Genomic DNA, 17,602 nt, shown 5'->3' with positions numbered 1-17,602 from the left:
GCGATCAGGATTGCCGCGCCGATCGGGATGCAGCGGTGGGCGCATCGCGCCGCTCGGCGAGCCACTTACGATAAACCAGCTCGGTACGTTCGGCCAGGCGGGCCAGCGAGAACTTGCCTTCGTCGCGCACCATGCGCTCGCCGGCGCCGCCCATGCGCGCGCGCAAGGATGCATCGTCGATCAGGCTGCGCAGCGCCCCCTGCAGGGCAGCCGCGTCGTCGGGAGGAACCAGCAGCCCCGTCTCGCCGTTGCGCAACATCTCGCTGACGCCGCCGACATCCACGCCGACCACCGGCAAGCCGCACGCCGCGGCCTCGACAAAGACCGTGCCCGACGCCTCCTTGCGCGTGGGCAGCGCGAATATGTCGCTGCCTGCCAGCACGTTGGGCACGTCATCGCGAAAGCCCAGCATGTGAATGCGCTCGCCCAATCCGAGCTCGGCGATCAGCGCCTGCAATTGCTCGAACAGCGGCGAACCATTGCCCACCAGCACCAGATGCACCTGCGGACGGCTGGCCATCAACGGACGCAGCGCCTCGATCAGTTCGCGATGCCCCTTGGTGGCCCGCATGATCGCCACGCACGCCACCACCACGGCGTCGGCCGGCAAGCCCAGCTCGTCGCGCAGCGTCGAGCGCAGGCCCGGCGGGGGCAGGTTGATGGGCGAGTAGATGGTTTCGATATGCGCGGGCGACACGCCACGCTCGATCAGGTAGCGGCGCACATGATCGCTGACCGTGCTGACGCGGTGCGGTATCCACGTGTACGACAGCATCGAGTTGACGCGATTGCTCAGATGGCGCGTGCGCACCACCAGCGGCGTGCCCGCCAGGCGCGCGCCGGCGCCCGCCAGCAGGGTATCGATGCGGCTGTGCGTATTGAGCACGTCGAAGCCGCCCTCGCGCAGGATGCGCCGCACGCGCGGCACGCCGCGCACGAAATTGCGCAAGCCGCCCATGGGCACGGTGTGCACGCGGATGCCTGCGTCGCGTGCGCGCTCTATCAACCTGGCCTGGGGCCGGCAAATGAGTTCGACATGATGGCCGCGCTCGCGCATGGCCAGGGCTTCTTTGAGGATCCGCTGCTCTTGCCCGCCAAAGCCTATCGCGGCCTCAGCGTGCGCGAAGCGCAGTGGGTGCGGTTGGGACATTCTGAGAGTAGCAGTGTGAATGTAGTACATAGACACACTGCCAGCAGGAAAGATCCCGGCAACCTTAACGTGCTACCTACGCATCGCGCAAATCACATAACGACGCATTCAGAGAGGTTTTTTATTATCGCCGGCGGCCCGCTGCATGCGGCTCAATCGAGCAGCTGGATATGCATGGCCTTCACCGCCGCGCCATAGCGCTCGTAGTCCTGGCGCCACGCCTGCTCCAGCTGCTGCGGCGTGCCGCCCAGCCCGATAAGTCCCTGGGCAGCCAGCTTCTCCCTGACCTGCGGCGACTGTATTGCGCTGGCGATACCGGCGGCGATCTTCTCGCGCAACGCCAGGGGCGTGCGTGCGTCGGCGGCGACCGCCAGCACCTTCACCCGGCCGCTCTTGACGAAAGGCAGCACGGCCGGCAACTGCGCGAACATCATGTCGATCTGCCCACCCGCCACGTCGGTCAGCGCCGCCGGCACGCTGTTGTAAGGAATGTGCTGCAAGGACAGGCCCGCTCGCATGGCAAACATTTCGGCCGCGATATGGGCCTGGCTTCCGACCCCCGGCGACGAATAGGTCAGGTATCCGGGCTTGGCGGCGGCGCGCGCCACCAGGGCCTGCACGTCGCCGACTTCCAACGCATTGGAGACCAGCAGGACATTGGGCACCGCCCCGACCTGGCTGACCGGCGCCAGGTCCTTGCGCACATCGAACGGCCGCTTCCTGTACAAGTGCGGATTGACCGCCAGGTCGGACACCGGCACCGACACCAGCGTGTAGCCATCGGGCTCGGCCTGCACGGTGGCCATGATGCCTATCGTGCCCACGCCGCCGGGCTTGTTCTCGACGATGACGGGCTGCTTCCAGATGGCCGACAGTTTCTCGGCCATGATGTGGGCCAGCACATCGGCGGCGCCGCCCGCCCCATAGGGCACGATCAGCCGCACCGGCCGCTGCGGATAGGCCGCGACCGCGTCGCCCGCCTGGGCTGCGCCACACGTTACCGCCAGCGCCAGCGCGGCGCCCCACTGCATCAGCTTCTTCATTTCATTCCCCTTGTTGTCTTGACCGGCCCGGCGGGCCGCTACATGCAGTCCGGGCAGAACAACGGCGGGCACATGGCCTGCGCCGTGCGCCGCAACGGATCCCAATCCTGCAGGTCGCGCCAGACGTTGTCGGCAAACTGCTGCGCCTCGGCGCGCAGCGCGCCCAGGTCCACGCCGACAATACGCCCCTGCTCCATGCGTACCTGCCCGTTGGTCACCACCAGCTCCACGTCATCGCCCACGCCGCACTCGACCAGGCTGCGGATGGGGTCCCAGATCGGCCCATAGCGCAGCACGTCCTGGCGGCCCACGTTGATGGCGATCACATCGGCGCGCGCGCCCGGCTCCAGCCGGCCGATATCCGTGCGTCCCAGCGAGCGCGCGCCCCCCAGGGTCGCGGCCTCGAACACTTCGGCCGCGCTCGCCGCGGTCAGGTCATGGCTCATGACCTTGCCGTGATAGGACGCGGTCCGCATGTTCATGACCATGTCGCGCGGATAGGTGTCGCTGCCTATGGTCAGGTTGACGCCCGCCTCGCGATACTTCTTCCACGAGTCGAGCACGCGCGCGCGGCGCACGATGTTGATCGGGCAATGCGAGATGGAGACGCGATGCTCGCCCATCAGGGCCAGGTCGCGTCCGCCCGAATAGTTCAGGCGCGGGCTATCGGAAATCAGATTGGCGTGGCCGATGTTCAGCCGCGGCCCCAGCATGCCGACGCTGTGCAGCAATTCGATCGGCGTCATGCGATGCTCGCGCACCGTTTCGTAGAACTCGATGACGTTGTAGCCCGCATGCGTGGCCATCGGCACGCCCAGTTCCTGCGCGGCCTGCACGGTACGGCGCAGGATGTCGACGCTGCAGTTCTCGACCTCGCGCGGCACCAGGATGCCGTTGACCAGGTCGTTGCCGGCCGCCTGGACGCGCTTGATGAACGCAACCGCCTCCTCGAACAGATGATCGCCGCCGTCCGGATACGGAACGCGCCGCAGGCGGCCCTGGTCGTCGGCGGCCCATCGCCCGCTGTCGTAGCCGGCCCCCAGATAGCCGCGCACGCCCAGCCGCTCGCATTCGCGCCACAACGCTTCCTGCACCATCACGTGGCCGCCCAGTTCGACGAACGTCGTCACGCCATTGCGCAGCAGTTCGGCCACGGTGAACGCGGCATGCAGGGCAATGCCGGGATCGACCGCGGCCTCCTCGCGGCTCAGGTAGTTGGGATAACCCTTGATCCGCGTCCCGTCGCGCGCGATCGTGACGTCCATGTACGGCTGGCCGAACAGGTCCGGGCGTCCGCCATCGGCCAGCAGCTTGTGCAAGGCGCGATGGCCGGAATGCACATGGGTGTCGATGAACCCGGGCGCCACCAGGCAGCCGCGCGCATCGATCACGCGGTCGGCCACGCCGTCGAACTCCGTACCCACGTGCACGATGCGCTCGCCTTCGTAGACGACGCTGGCGTCGCGCAGCATGCGGTGGTTGCCGTCGGCGAACCCGAGCACCCATTCGCCCTTTATCTGTGTCAGCATCCGATACTCCCCTTGTTGACCATTGCCGCCCGTCGGGCAATTGATCAGTATGCTGATTAGTATCGGAAACCCTGTCAACGCACGGCGCGTGGCCTGCACCGGATCGGGGCGCCGCGACAAGTGCGTGCATCACCCGGCCATTTCCACGGATAATGGCGCCAAACCAGGGTTTGGGGCGCGCCGCGCAGGCGCGGCGAGCGGCCCGGCCCGGGCTTATTCCGGTTTCGAATAGTGCATTATTCGGCCCCCCGCGCGGGGCCCTACGCCGACGAGCCAGCCATGATCGCCAAGCATCTGGACCTGAATCTGCTGATGATCTTCGACGCGATCCTCGCCGAGGGCCACGTCACGCGCGCGGCGGAACGCCTGGCGATGAGCCAGTCGGCCGTCAGCAAGGGCCTGGCCCAGCTCAGGCAGGCGTTCGGCGACCCGCTGTTCCTGCGCGCCAGCCGCGGCGTGGTGCCCACGCACAGGGCGCTGGAGATCGCCGACCAGGTGCGCCAGGCCATCGCAGCGCTCAACAGCCTGGCCGGCCCCGTGACCGAATTCGACGCGCGCAGCGCGCACGCGCATTTCAATATCGGCGCCACCGACTACGTGTCGTTCGTCCTGTTGCCGGGGTTGATGCGCCGCCTGCAGGAGACCGCGCCGCACGTCTCGCTAACGCTGCATGACATGGAATCCATGATGCCGGAGGAAATGCTGCTGGCCGGCAAGGTCGACCTCGTCATCTCCAGCGTCGCCAGCGTCAACTTCCCCATCTACCGCCAGGAGCTGTTCCGCGATCACTACGTGTGCCTGTGCCGCGCCGGCCATCCCGCGCTGGCCGACCCGGTGCCGATCGAGCAATTCGTCTCCAGCCGCCACCTGGCCATGCCGCGCCAGAACGGCGCGCGCGAGCGCGTATTGCAGGACACCCTGCAACGCCTGGGCGTCACGCGCGACGTGGCGGTGCAGGTGCCCCATATGCTGGCCATCCCCGCCACGCTCACCGCCACCGACCTGGTGGCGACCATGGCCTGCCGGGTGGCGCGCGAATTCGCCGCGCGACATCCCTTGCAGGTCCTGGCCCACCCGCTGCCCCTGCCTGATTTCCCGGTATCCCAGCTCTGGCACGACCGCACCCGCCGCAGCCCCTCGCACCAATGGCTGCGCGACACCGTCTACGACCTGGCCCGCGTCAACGCCTGTCCCGCGCCCCAAGACGGCGCGCCGGGCTAGAACTCGCCTTCCGCCAGCTCGTAGCTGACGCTGAAAAAACGCGAATCCAGCCAGTTGGTGGTGAACTGCACGGGCTCGCCGGCATGCGAGAAAACGTACTGCACCCGCACCAGCGGCGCGGTGCCCAGCGCCTCGGCAACCGCCGTGCGCTGGGCGCGGGCATGCGACTCGGCGCCGATATTGATGCGCGCATGGTCGACCTTGAAGCCGATTTTCTGCTCGACGATGGGATAGACGAACAACGGCCCATTGCGCGCCGCGGCGTCGAAATCCTGCAGGCTCAGGCGCTGCCCGATATGCGCGGGAAAGTAGATATCGCTGAAACCGATGTTCTGCGCCTGGTCCGCGTGCACCAATTGCAGGCGATACAGCTGCGCCCCCGGCGCCTGGCCCAGCGTGGCGGCGGCTTCGTCGTGCCGCGCCGGCCCGAAGCCGGTGACGCGCGTCTGGTGGATGACCGCCGGGCTGAGGATATCGGACAGGCGGCGCAGATGGCGCTCGACCGGCACCACCGGACTGCGGCTGATGACGCGCGCCGGCTTGGCGCGCTGCTTGCGGATATAGCCGCGCTTTTCCAGCAGGTCCAGCGCCTGCCGCACGGTAAAGCGGCTGGCCGAATAGTGCGCCGATATCAGCCGTTCTATCGGGAGGTCTTTGCCGACCGCGGCCGTATCCGCCTCGATCGACCGGACCAGGCCCTGGTAGATGGTCCAGTACAGCAGGTTGGGCGTATCGGCTGAAGCGGCTGCCTCCACCTCGGGCAGGGACAACACATCAACGGAAGCAGACATAGGCGGTTATCTGGAGTGGCTCAGGGCCGGGGCCGGTGAAGTCGAAAGCCTGATTATTGCGCAGCCGCCAGGGACGCGGCCACCGGACTGAGCACGCGCGAGACATCCTGCACGAAATCCTGGGCCTGGCTCGCCGGCATCGGCGCGAACGGCACCAACCCCAGCTGCACGACGCGCTCGCGAAAAGCGCGATCGGCCAGCACGTCCTGCAGCGCCTGGCTCAAGCGCGCAACCACCTCCGGCGGGGTGCTGGCGCGCACATCGATGGCATTCCAACCGTCGAACAATACCTCTTCGAAGGTCCGATAGCCCAGTTCGCCCAGCGTCGGCACCGCCGACATCGCCTCGATGCGGCCCCGGCCGATGACCGCGACCGGCACCACCTTGCGATCGTCGATGTGCTGCCGCAGCGCGGTGTAGCTGTCCACCACCACGTCGACGCGGCCCGCCAGCAGATCGACGTGCATGGGCGCGCTGCCGCGATACTGGATTTCGTTCACCTTGCCGCCCAGCGCCTGCATCAGCACGTGCTCGGTCAGGTGCGGCGCGGTGCCGATGCCCGGCACGGCCCATGCCGTCTTGCCCGGATTGGCCGCGATGTAAGCCTTGAGCCGCGCGAAGTCGGGCAGCCCGGCCGCCACCGAGGTCACCATCACCGTCGGTACGCGCGACACCAGCGCCACCGCCGTGAAATCCCTGATGGGATCATAGGCCAGCGCCGGCTGCAGGGCGCGCGCCACCGTCTTGCTGGAAATCGCCAGCAGCAGCGTATGACCGTCGGCCGGCTTGTCCAGCACATACGACGAGCCCACGATGCCGCCCCCGCCGCCCTTGTTCTCGATCACGATGGACTGCCCCAGGCGCTTGCCCAGGGCATCGGCCAGCACGCGCGCAATCGCGTCGGTCGACCCGCCCGGCGGCGAAGGCACGACCAGGGTCACCGGGCGGCTGGGGTAGTCGGCCAGCGCCGGCGCCGCCCCCAGGGCCAGCCCCAACGCGGCGGCACAGGCCTGGCGGACGACGGCGCCGGCGATACGGGGCCAGCGAACCATCGATGCAAGCGTCTTCATAGCGGTCTCCTGCGCGGTCGCGGCGCTGCTATCGCCGCGGCGACGATTCGGCGTGGTACTGCTGCGCGCGGGCCGCGCAGCCGGCCTTGATGAAGCCCTGGTCGGAGCCTACCCACAGGATCCGCGCGCCCAGCGACTGCAGCATCAACGAGTCTTCCAGTGTCGGTACAAAGGCGCCAACCGGAATGCCGCAGCGCTCGCCCAGGTCGATCAGCCCCTTGATGCAATCGAGCAGGCGCGCGTTGCGGTAGTCGGGCACGCAATCCATCCCCATGGCGATGGAAAGGTCGCTCGCGCCCACGTAGATCGCGCCCAGCCCCTCCGTACGCATGATCTGCTCGGCCTGGCGCACGCCCTCCTCGTTCTCTATCATCGCGATGGGCAGCAGGCGGTCGCGGGTCTGCGCGTAATAATCCTGGATGCTCTGGCGCTGTATGACCTGGCCCAGGTACGGACCGAAACTGCGGTCTCCCAGCGGCGCGTAGTAGCAGGCGGAAATGAACTGCCGGCAAGCCTCGGCGCTGTTGATCATGGGCGCCACCACGGCATCCACGCCGCCATCGAGCACCTTGGTGATCGCCGCCGGATCATTGGCCGCCACGCGCACCACCGGCGCGCATCCCTGGGCGCGCACCGCGCGCGCCAGGTCGTTGACTTCGTGCAGCCCGATGGCGGAATGCTGCAGATCTATCATCACCGCGTCGAATCCCGCGCTGGCCACCATCTCGGCCGCATAGGTATCCGGCAGGCTGTTGCCGATCATGGTGATTGCCTGTCCCTGGCGCAGGCGCGCTTTCAAGGTCGTCATGGCTGGCTCCTGTCGCGGTCAGCGGATAAGCGAATCGATCGCGGCCCGGCCCAGCCCGACACGCTCGTAATGCGCGCGAGCCTGCTCCAGGCGCAGCAAGACATCGGTAATGCCGGTGACGTCGCCGCGTTCGTCCAGCAACAGGAAGCCCCCTTCGTTGACGGTGAACAGCTCCACGGTTTCCTCGCCGATCACCTCGAAGGTGTGGCTGTCGCCCGGCACTTCCAGCAGGTACGAGCCGGGCCGGTGCTCCCAGTCACGCTCGCGATAATGCCAGCGCCCCCGCAGCGTACAGCCGACCACCCGCCCCAGATGGTAGTGCGTCGGCAGCTGCGCGCCCGGCGCCACGCGAAAGACGCTGTGCCACGCGCCGTTGCGCACATCGAATGCCATCGGGTAGAACCAGGCGCCGGGCGCCAGCGGCACCCAGCAGCGCTCATCGTCGCGGTCCAGCGCCCGGATCAGCTCCGGCGCCTCGTTGCGGGCCGCCAGCCCCGTGCCTCCCGCTATGCCATGCCCCATCGTGTTCTCCTCCAAGTGGTTCGTCTCTTGTTATATCCGGATATCCGGATATCTGGATATAGACTAATCCGCGTCATCCGCGCCGGTCAATGCCGGGTAAACCCGGGCGGCCCGCCAGGCGGCCCGCCCGCCGCTCCTAGAATTTCAGACTGGCAGTCAGGCCATAGGTCCGCGGGTCGCCCGCCTTCACGTAGTCGGACGACTGGTACAGCCAGTAGCGCTTGTTGGCCACGTTGTTGATGCCGGCGGTGAAGGTCGCCTCGTAGCCGTGGATCTGCGTGTCGTAGGTGGCGCCGATATTGACGATGGCGTAGTCGTCCACCTGCACCCGGTTGCTGGCGCCCAGCATCGTGTTGCCGGTGTACTTCACATCGGCGCGCAGCTTCAGCCCCGGCACCTGCGGCACCGAGTACGCCAGTTGCGCGGCCGCCACGAACTTCGGCGCTCCCGCCACGCGGTTGCCGGTGAAATCCGAGCCTTTCTTGTATTCCGAATCCAGCAACATCAGGCTGCCTCCCACGTTCCAGTCGCGGGCGATACGCGTGGAGGCGCCCAGCTCCAACCCCTGATAGAGCGTCTTGCCGTCCTGCACCAGCTCGTTGGCGGCATTCGCGTATTCCGCCTTCTTCTCGATGCGAAACAGCGCCGCCGTGGCGGCCCAGCCGTCCTGTTCGGTCTTGATGCCCAGCTCGTACTGCTTGCTCTTCAACGGATCGAGCAATGCGCCGAAGTTGGCGTACGTGGCGCCCACCGACGAGCCCGGCTCCAAGGATTCGATGTAGCTGGCATAGGCCATGGTGCGCGGCGTCAGCTTGTACATCAGGGCAAAGGTCGGCGTCAGCACGCCGTTCTTGTCGTAGCGCGATGTTCGCGCGCCCGTGGCATCGAATCCTTGCTGCGCATAATTCGTATAGCGCAGCCCGCCCAGCACCGACCAGCCGCCGGTCAGGTCGACCGTGTCGCTGGCGAACAGCGCCTTCTGCGTGATCTCGGCCGCGCGGTACAGGTGCAGCTGGCCTTCGCTGTAGTACGTGTTGGTATTGCGCGCGCGCAGGTTGCCCGTGCCCTGCAATTGATAGACCCCGTTGGCGCTGTAGTCGTTCTTCTGCTTCTGCCACGACGCGCCGGCCACCACGTGGTGCTTCAAGGGACCGGTAGCGAACTTGCCCTCCAGCATGGCCTGCCACTGGTTGTAGCCATAGGCCTCGCCATAGTCCGAGCGGTAATCGTCATAGTCGCCCGCCTGGTCGCGCAGGAACAGCACCGACTCGTTGCGGCGGGTACGCGTGGAGCTGTAGCTGTAATTGGTGCTCAGCGTCCATTCGTCCGCCAATTGGTACTTCAAGCCGGTCGAGTAATAGCGGAACGCATTGTCCGCATACGGTCCCTGCCCGACCAGCCTGTCATTGTCGTTGCGCACCGGCGATGGCAACTCGCTGCCGGCCATGGTGCCCGCATAGATCGTGGGCTCCTGCCCGATGGCCTTGCGGTCCTGGTAGATGGACTGGAAGTCCCAGGTCAACCGGTCGCTCAGGCGCGCATCCAGCGCCAGCGACACCGAATCGCGGTACAGCGATCCACCGTTGTAGGTATTGCCCTCCTCGTGCGTGGCATTCAGCCGATAGCCAAACGCGCCGCTCTCGCCCACCCTGCCGCCCAGGTCCACGTGCTCGCGCAGCAGCCCCTTGGACACGTAGCCCAGCTCGACGCTGCGCACCGCTTCGTCGGTCGGCTTCTTGGTGACATAGTTGACCAGGCCGCCCGGCGAGCCGAAACCGTACATGAAGCCCGACGCCCCCTTGAGCAGGTCGATCTGCTCGAAGTGCTCGAACGGCAGCGTCGTGACGTAGCTCAGGAACGGCCGGCCATCGATGCGGTACGAATTCTGCCAATCCAGCGGCAGGCCGCGCACCGTCAGGTAGCTGGCCCACGCGCCATAGGACGCGCTGTTGTCCGTCACCGAGGCATCCAGCGCGAACACGTCTCCCAGCTTGTTGACCTGGCGCTCCTCCATGTCGCGGGCAGTCACCACCGTGGTGGAAAAAGGCGTCTCCAGCTGGGTGCGCCGTCCCAGCGCGCCGGTATCGACCGGCGCCTCCAGATGCTCCAGCGTGTCGTCCACCGGCGCGGCGTTGACCGTGACGGCCGGCATTTGCGCCACGCCTTGCGTATCCGGGACACCCGCCGCAGCGGACTGGGCGCGCGCGCCGGCGGCAACGGCGCCCAGGGCAAGCATGAAGAGCGCGGGCACGAAGGCGGGCTGCGCCTGCCGGCGCGCAGGGCGCGTACGGCGGGAAGTAGGACGAGGCACGAAATTTCCCCAGTATGGCCAAGAAAAACTCGTATTTTATTATGAATGCGACTTGTTCGCAATATTATTATTGATTACACAGATCTCCGGATGCCCCGTCGCGCCCTGCTCCAGGCGAAAAAAAGGTTCATCGCGCAATAGCGTGGAGGGGTTTGGCAAGTTTTCGTATTCTTGACGGCAGGTATTTGCCATCAGGAGTGCAGGGAGATGCTGGATCGCAAGTTGCTGGAGTCGCTGGGAGGCTGGCAGGGCTATGGCGTCGAACGCGTGGAATGGCCCGAAGACCCAGGGCGCACGCTGTCGATCTATTTGAAGCCAACGGCCAAGGTGATGCTGTGCGAGCAGTGCGGCGCGCGGTGTCGCCAGGTGCATGAGACCACGGTTCGACGGGTGCGAGATCTGCCGTTATTCGAGTATCGGGTCGTTCTGCACGTGCCGCGCCGACGCTTGTGGTGTGAGCAATGCGGCGGCCCGCGCCTGGAGCGGCTTGCCTGGCTGGGGCGATATCAACGGGTGACGGATCGGCTGGCGCAGGCCTGCAGCCAATTGCTGCAATCGAGCAACGTGCAGGCGGTGGCGAGGTTCTTCGAACTGGGTTGGCATACCGTCAAGACGCTGGACAAGGCTCGGCTGCGTGCGTCGGTGCGCGAACCGGATTGGTCCAAGATCGAGTATTTGGCGATGGACGAGTTTGCCCTGCACAAAGGGCATCGCTACGCGACAGTGGTGGTCGATCCGATCGGCAGGCAGGTGCTGTGGATTGGCCCAGGACGCTCACGCGAGACGGCCCGGGCGTTCTTCGAACAATTGCCGCCTGGGGCCGCCCAACGCATCAAGGCCGTTGCCATCGACATGACCACCGCCTACGAGTTGGAGATCCAGGCCCACAGCCCACAGGCGGAGATCGTCTATGACTTGTTCCATGTCGTGGCCAAGTATGGACGAGAGGTCATTGATCGGGTGCGCGTGGATCAGGCCAATCAACTACGCCAGGATCGTCCCGCACGCAGGATCATCAAATCGAGTCGCTGGCTGCTGCTGCGCAACCGTGACAACCTGGATCGGCAGCAGGCCGTCCGGCTCGACGAATTGCTGCAAGCCAACCAGCCGCTGCTGACGGTCTATGTCCTGCGTGACGAACTCAAACGGCTCTGGTTCTACCAAAGACCTGCCTGGGCAAGACAAGCCTGGAACCACTGGTACGAGCAGGCCGAGCAAAGCGGAATAGCCGCCTTGAACACCTTCGCTCAGCGCTTGAAAGGCTATCTGCACGGCATCCTGGCCAGATGCCGACATCCCCTGAACACCAGCATTGTCGAGGGCATCAACAACACTATCAAGGTCATCAAGCGGCGCGCTTACGGCTACCGCGACCAGGAATACTTCTTCCTCAAAATCCGTGCCGCCTTCCCCGGCAATGCGCGATGAACCAAAAAAAACCCTGCCTGGGCAGGGTTTTCGCATCCAGCGATTGGCTGCAAGCGCCTCAGAACGGAATATCGTCGTCCATGTCGGCCAGGTTGGCGGCCGGCGCGGCCTGCGGCGCGGGGCGCTGCGGGGCGGCCGCCGGGCGCTGGGCCGGGGCGCGCTGCTGGCGCGGTGCGTCGTCGTAGCCACCGCCGTAACCGCCGCCGCTATCGCGCCCGCCCAGCATCTGCATCTGGTCGGCCACGATTTCGGTGCTGTAGCGGTCGGCGCCGGTGTCCTTGTCTTGCCATTTGCGGGTCTTCAGGCGGCCCTCGATGTAGACCGAACGCCCCTTCTTCAGGTATTCGCCCGCGATTTCGGCCAGGCGGTTGTACATGACCACGCGGTGCCATTCGGTTTCCTCGCGGCGCTCGCCGCTGGCCTTGTCCTTCCATTGCGAGGTCGTGGCGATCGACACGTTGCAGATGGCCGCCCCATCCGGGCTGTAACGCACTTCCGGGTCGCGACCCAGATTGCCGACGAGAATGACTTTGTTGACGGATGCCATGCCGATGCCCCTCTGTTGCCCGCCCGCGCCGCCGCGTGGAACGTCGCGGCGCCGGCTGCGCATACGAAACTGTGTTTAAGACCGGCTTCATGAAACACGCCGGTCGGTGACCGGCGCATACTGGGTGAAGCCCTGTGATGACCGACATTATCGACGATAACGCATGGCCGCGCCAACCGCCGGCGGCGCAGAATTATCCACCACGCTGTAACATTTTCCGGGGCCGAACGGATCAGCGCAGCGGCCGCAGCGCCCAGGTCACGGCCAGCCACAGGGCCGCCAGCGCGGCGGCGGCGATGTACACGGCGTCGGCCCCGCCGCTGGCCGCCAGCCAGCCGCCCAGCGCGCCGCCGGCGAACAGGCCGGCGGCCTGCGCGGTGTTGTAGAAGCCCAGGGCCAGGCCCTTGTACTGCGCCGGCGCAACGCGCGACACCAGCGAAGGCTGCAGGGCTTCGAGGATGTTGAAGGCCACGAAGAAACCGGTCAGCGCCAGGGCCAGGGCGTAGAAACCGTGAGCGGCCAGCGGCAGCAAGGCGCAGACCACGATCAGGCCCGCCACGGCGGCGCGCAGCGCCGCCCGGTGGGCGCGCCGCTTCTCGGCCACGAACACGGCGGGCACCATCAGCACGAAGGAAACCAGGATGACCGGCAGGTAGACGCGCCACAGGTCGCGCGCGTCCAGCCCGCCCAGGCGCGCCAGCAGCGACGGCGTAACCACGAACAGGGCGACCTGGATCAGGTGCAGCACGAACACGCCGAAATTGAGCCGCAGCAGGTCGGCGTGCAGCAGGACGGCGCGGGCACTGGCGCCCTGCATGGTGCGCGCCTCGGTGCGCGGCACTACCGGCACCATCCAGCGGGCCACCGCCAGGCTGGCCAGGCCCAGGCAGGCAATGGTCCAGAACAGTCCCGACAGCCCCCACCACCCCACCAGCACCGGCGCGGCAACCAGCGACACGGCGAACGACAGGCCGATCAAGCCGCCCACCATGGCCATGGCCCGGGTGCGCACCTCGTCGCGGGTGGCGTCGGCCAGCCAGGCCGTGACGGCCGCCGAAATGGCGCCCGCGCCCTGGATGGCGCGGCCCAGCGTGATCCAGTAGACATCGTCGGCCAGCGCGCAGACCACGCTGCCGATGATGAACAGCACCAGGCCGGCGACCACCACCGGACGGCGCCCCCAGCGATCGGAAGCCAGGCCGAAAGGGATCTGCATGAAGGCCTGGGTCAGGCCGTACATGCCCAGCGCCAGGCCGACGCGCGCAGGGTCGTTGCCGCCGGGCAGGTCGCGCGCAGCCACCGCGAAGACCGGCAGCAGCAGAAACAGGCCCAGCATCCGGCATGCGAACAGGCCGGCCAAGGCCACGCTGGCGCGGCGCTCGGAGCGGGTCAGTTGCAGTTTCTGGTCGGCCGGCATGCAGGCATAGGAAATGAGAAGGGTGACGGAAACGGCCTGGGGCCGGGCGCGCCGGCCGCCCCTCGCGCATGCCGGACAGACTATGGACCAGCGAACGGGGGACGATTCGGCGCGCTATAGTACCAAGTTGGCCTTTGAAACTGCTTAAACGCCCAATGGACGCGATTCGCATTCGGGGTGCGCGCACCCACAATCTCAAGAACGTCTCGCTGGACCTGCCGCGCCACCAGTTGGTCGTGGTGACGGGCCTGTCCGGTTCGGGCAAGTCGTCGCTGGCGTTCGACACGCTGTATGCGGAAGGCCAGCGTCGCTACGTGGAAAGCCTGTCGGCATACGCGCGCCAGTTCCTCCAGCTGATGGACAAGCCCGATGTCGACCTGATCGAAGGCCTGTCGCCGGCGATCTCCATCGAGCAGAAGTCGGCGGGCCACAATCCGCGCTCGACCGTGGGCACCATCACCGAGATCCACGACTACCTGCGCCTGCTGTACGCACGGGTGGGCACGCCCTACTGCCCCGACCACGGGCTGCCGCTGCAGGCGCAAAGCGTCGGCCAGATGGTCGACGCCGTGCTGGCCTGGCCGGCCGAGGCGCGCCTGGCCGTGCTGGCGCCCATTGCGCGGGCCCGCAAGGGCAGCTTCGAGGACGAACTGGCCAGCCTGCAGGCGCAGGGCTTCGTGCGACTGCGGGTCGATGGCCAGCTGCAGGAAATCGAGCAGCTGCCCGCGCTGAAGAAAACCGAGAAACACGACCTGGACGTGGTCATCGACCGCCTGCGCATCCGCCCCGAAAGCCAGCAGCGCCTGGCCGAGAGTTTCGAGACCGCGCTGCAGCTGGCCGAAGGCCGCGCCATCGCGCTGGACATGGACAGCGGCCGCGAACAGGTGTTCTCCAGCCGTTACGCCTGCCCGATCTGCAGCCACAGCCTGGCCGAGCTGGAGCCGCGGCTGTTCAGCTTCAACAATCCCATGGGCGCCTGTCCCGGTTGCGACGGCATCGGCCAGGTAGGCTTTTTCGACCCCAAGCGCGTGGTGGCCTTCCCGGAGCTGAGCCTGGCCGCCGGCGCGATCCGCGGCTGGGACCGCCGCAACTCCTTCACCCACTCCCTGCTGACCAGCCTGGCCACCCATTACGAATTCGACATCGATACCCCGTTCGAGGAGCTGCCGGCCGAAGTGCGCGAGAAGGTACTGCACGGCTCGGGCGAGGAAGAGATCGCCTTCTTCTATGTCAATGAAAAGGGCCGCAGCACGGTCAAGCGCCACCCGTTCGAAGGCGTGATCCCGAACCTGGAGCGCCGCTGGCGCGAAACCGACTCGGCCACGGTGCGCGAGGAGCTGGGCAAGTACCGCAACATCAAGACCTGCCCGGACTGCGGCGGCTCGCGCCTGCGTCCCGAGGCGCGCAACGTGCTGATCGGCAGCGAGCCGCGCGAGGGCGAACGCCATGGCCAGGCGATCTTCGAGGTCGAGAGCATGCCGCTGTCGGTGTGCCTGGACTGGTTCCGCCAGCTGCAGCTGACCGGCGCCAAGCAGGAGATCGCGCAGCGCATCGTGCGCGAGATCGAGGCCCGTCTCAGCTTCCTGAACAATGTCGGCCTGAACTACCTGTCGCTGGATCGCAGCGCCGATACGATCTCGGGCGGCGAAGCCCAGCGCATCCGGCTGGCCAGCCAGATCGGCTCGGGCCTGACCGGCGTCATGTATGTGCTGGACGAGCCATCCATCGGCCTGCACCAGCGCGACAACGACCGGCTGATCGGCACCCTGCAGCACCTGCGCGACCTGGGCAACAGCGTCATCGTGGTCGAGCACGACGAGGACATGATCCGCTGCGCCGATTGGGTGGTCGACATGGGCCCGGGCGCCGGCGAGCACGGCGGCCAGGTGGTGGCGCAGGGCACGCCGGAGGCGGTGCAGACCGACCAGCAATCGCTCACCGGCCAGTACCTGAGCGGCGCGCGCGCCATCGAGATCCCGGCGCGCCGGCCGGTCGCCGACGACCAGCCCTGGCTGCACCTGTCCGGGGCCACCGGCAACAACCTCAAATCGGTCGATCTGCGCATCCCGGCGGCGCGCCTGGTGTGCGTCACCGGCGTCTCGGGCTCGGGCAAATCCACCCTGGTCAACGATACGCTGGCGGTGGCGCTGGCGCGCCAGCTCAACCATGCGCAAGGCGAGCCGGCGCCCTATGCCGGCCTGGCCGGGCTGGAGCACTTCGACAAGACCATCAGCGTGGACCAAAGCCCGATCGGACGCACGCCGCGCAGCAACCCCGCCACGTACACCGGGCTGTTCACGCCCATCCGGGAACTGTTCGCCGGCGTGCCCGAAGCGCGCGCGCGCGGCTACGACCCGGGCCGTTTCAGCTTCAACGTCAAGGGCGGACGCTGCGAAGCCTGCCAGGGCGATGGCGTGGTCAAGGTCGAGATGCATTTCCTGCCGGACATGTACGTGCCGTGCGACGTCTGCCACGGCAAGCGCTACAACCGCGAGACGCTGGAAATCCGCTACCGCGGCCGCAACATCAGCGAAGTACTGGACCTGACGGTCGAACAGGCGCTGGAATATTTCGAATCGGTGCCCGCCATTGCGCGCAAGCTGCACACGCTGATCGATGTGGGCCTGTCGTACATCCGGCTGGGGCAAAGCGCTACCACGCTGTCCGGCGGCGAGGCGCAACGGGTCAAGCTGTCGCTGGAACTGTCGCGCCGCAGCACGGGCCGCACCCTGTACATCCTGGACGAGCCGACCACCGGCCTGCACTTCCATGACATCGAGCTCTTGCTCAAGGTCCTCAACCAACTGGTCGACAGCGGCAATACGGTACTGATCATCGAGCACAACCTCGACGTCATCAAGACCGCCGACTGGCTGGTGGATATGGGGCCGGAAGGCGGCGACGGCGGCGGACGCGTGGTCGCGCAGGGCACGCCCGAGCAGGTGGCGGCCAGCCCCGACAGCCACACCGGCCACTACCTGGGGCGGGTATTGCGCAACGGCAAACGGCGCTAGACTAGGGCGGCACGGACGCGAACCGCCCGCCCCCCTATCTTGCCGCCAGGCCGCCATGTATACCCTGCTGATCGCCAACAAGAACTACTCGTCCTGGTCCCTGCGCGCCTGGCTGGCGCTGCGCCAGGCCGGCATTCCGTTTGAAGAGCAGAAGCTGGGCCTGCTGACCGAGGCCTTCACGCAACGGCTGCAAGCCATAACGCCGGCCGGCCTGGTGCCGGTGTTGCTCGACGGCGATTTCGCGGTCTGGGATTCACTGGCCATCTGCGAGTACGTGGCCGAACGCCATCCCGACGCGCAGCTGTGGCCGGCCGACCGGCGCGCGCGCGCGCCCGCGCGCGGTCGCTCGCGGCGCAGATGCACAGCGGGTTTAGCGCCTTGCGCCAGACCATGCCCATGAATATCGAGGCCCGGCTGCCGGGCATCGACCTGAGCGCGGCGCAGGCCGATATTTCGCGTGTGCAGGCCATCTGGCACGACACGCGCGCCGAATTCGGCCAGTCGGGCCCGTTCCTGTTCGGTCGTTTCTCGATTGCCGACGCGTTCTACGCCCCCGTGGTCTCGCGCTTCCAGACCTACGGCGTGGCCGCCGCCGGCGCGGTGCGCGACTACATGGAGGCCGTGCAGGCCCTGCCGGCCATGCAGGCCTGGACCCGCGACGCGCTGGCCGAAGCCACCTTCGTCGCCGACGACGAACCGTACCGCACGCACCGCTGAGCCGCGCTACGCGGACGAAAAAATCCGCCGGCCC

Annotated in this window: 13 protein-coding genes and 1 pseudogene; 4 read left to right on the top strand and 10 right to left on the bottom strand. The window is 67.0% G+C overall.

Going from position 1 to position 17,602, the window contains the following annotated elements:
- Window positions 1-4 precede the first annotated feature (4 nt).
- The 3 genes from LK409_RS20835 to LK409_RS20825 all read right to left on the bottom strand — a co-directional run bounded on the left by LK409_RS20835 (window position 5) and on the right by LK409_RS20825 (window position 3,722).
- Window positions 5-1,150: a glycosyltransferase family 4 protein gene (locus LK409_RS20835; protein WP_010927284.1), complete on the bottom strand. Its 1,146-nt coding sequence runs from the start codon at window positions 1,148-1,150 to the stop codon at window positions 5-7.
- 152 nt (window positions 1,151-1,302) lie between these two features.
- Window positions 1,303-2,193, bottom strand: coding sequence for a Bug family tripartite tricarboxylate transporter substrate binding protein (locus LK409_RS20830; RefSeq protein ID WP_010927283.1), 891 nt, complete (start codon window positions 2,191-2,193; stop codon window positions 1,303-1,305).
- Window positions 2,194-2,231: 38 nt separating this feature from the next.
- Window positions 2,232-3,722 carry an amidohydrolase family protein gene (locus LK409_RS20825; protein WP_010927282.1) on the bottom strand — a complete coding sequence of 497 codons (1,491 nt, stop codon included), beginning with the start codon at window positions 3,720-3,722 and terminating at the stop codon, window positions 2,232-2,234.
- 279 nt (window positions 3,723-4,001) lie between these two features.
- Between LK409_RS20825 and LK409_RS20820 the strand changes: the two genes are divergently transcribed.
- Window positions 4,002-4,943: a LysR family transcriptional regulator gene (locus tag LK409_RS20820; protein ID WP_003806962.1), complete on the top strand. Its 942-nt coding sequence runs from the start codon at window positions 4,002-4,004 to the stop codon at window positions 4,941-4,943.
- On the opposite strand, the gene LK409_RS20815 is transcribed toward LK409_RS20820, so the two are convergent.
- From LK409_RS20815 to LK409_RS20795, 5 genes are all read right to left on the bottom strand, one after another.
- Window positions 4,940-5,734: a GntR family transcriptional regulator gene (locus LK409_RS20815; RefSeq protein WP_003806961.1), complete on the bottom strand. Its 795-nt coding sequence runs from the start codon at window positions 5,732-5,734 to the stop codon at window positions 4,940-4,942. The two genes, LK409_RS20820 and LK409_RS20815, sit on opposite strands and share 4 nt — an antisense overlap.
- Window positions 5,735-5,787: 53 nt before the next feature.
- Window positions 5,788-6,804, bottom strand: coding sequence for a tripartite tricarboxylate transporter substrate-binding protein (locus LK409_RS20810; protein ID WP_003806959.1), 1,017 nt, complete (start codon window positions 6,802-6,804; stop codon window positions 5,788-5,790).
- 28 nt (window positions 6,805-6,832) lie between these two features.
- Window positions 6,833-7,612 (bottom strand): HpcH/HpaI aldolase family protein, encoded by a 780-nt coding sequence (locus LK409_RS20805; RefSeq protein WP_010927281.1) that lies wholly within the window; start codon window positions 7,610-7,612, stop codon window positions 6,833-6,835.
- A gap of 18 nt (window positions 7,613-7,630) precedes the next feature.
- Complete coding sequence (locus tag LK409_RS20800) at window positions 7,631-8,134, bottom strand: 2,4'-dihydroxyacetophenone dioxygenase family protein (RefSeq protein WP_003806955.1); 504 nt, start codon at window positions 8,132-8,134, stop codon at window positions 7,631-7,633.
- A 136-nt stretch (window positions 8,135-8,270) separates the two neighbouring features.
- Window positions 8,271-10,445 (bottom strand): TonB-dependent siderophore receptor, encoded by a 2,175-nt coding sequence (locus tag LK409_RS20795; protein ID WP_076879783.1) that lies wholly within the window; start codon window positions 10,443-10,445, stop codon window positions 8,271-8,273.
- A gap of 207 nt (window positions 10,446-10,652) precedes the next feature.
- Here LK409_RS20795 and LK409_RS20790 point away from each other — a divergent pair, with 207 nt between their 5' ends.
- Entirely contained in the window at window positions 10,653-11,873 is a 1,221-nt protein-coding gene (locus LK409_RS20790) for an ISL3-like element IS1001 family transposase (RefSeq protein ID WP_010927279.1), read from the top strand.
- Window positions 11,874-11,931: 58 nt separating this feature from the next.
- On the opposite strand, the gene ssb is transcribed toward LK409_RS20790, so the two are convergent.
- Both ssb and LK409_RS20780 read right to left on the bottom strand, forming a co-directional pair.
- Window positions 11,932-12,420 carry a single-stranded DNA-binding protein gene (gene ssb / locus LK409_RS20785; protein ID WP_010927278.1) on the bottom strand — a complete coding sequence of 163 codons (489 nt, stop codon included), beginning with the start codon at window positions 12,418-12,420 and terminating at the stop codon, window positions 11,932-11,934.
- A gap of 232 nt (window positions 12,421-12,652) precedes the next feature.
- Window positions 12,653-13,837 (bottom strand): MFS transporter, encoded by a 1,185-nt coding sequence (locus LK409_RS20780; RefSeq protein ID WP_010927277.1) that lies wholly within the window; start codon window positions 13,835-13,837, stop codon window positions 12,653-12,655.
- A 155-nt stretch (window positions 13,838-13,992) separates the two neighbouring features.
- On the opposite strand from LK409_RS20780, the gene uvrA reads away from it, so the two are divergent.
- Together uvrA and LK409_RS20770 are read left to right on the top strand one after the other, a co-directional pair.
- Complete coding sequence (uvrA, locus tag LK409_RS20775; RefSeq protein ID WP_010927276.1) at window positions 13,993-16,851, top strand: excinuclease ABC subunit UvrA; 2,859 nt, start codon at window positions 13,993-13,995, stop codon at window positions 16,849-16,851.
- Between the two features lie 55 nt (window positions 16,852-16,906).
- A pseudogene (locus LK409_RS20770) lies at window positions 16,907-17,568 on the top strand (glutathione S-transferase family protein).
- The last annotated feature ends 34 nt before the right edge of the window (window positions 17,569-17,602 follow it).

The sequence above is a fragment of the Bordetella parapertussis genome, assembly GCF_020735925.1.
In the GTDB taxonomy this organism is placed as follows: domain Bacteria; phylum Pseudomonadota; class Gammaproteobacteria; order Burkholderiales; family Burkholderiaceae_B; genus Bordetella; species Bordetella pertussis.
The sequence above is the reverse complement of the archived record's forward strand: the minus strand, read 5'-3'. Positions and strand labels throughout refer to the sequence as shown.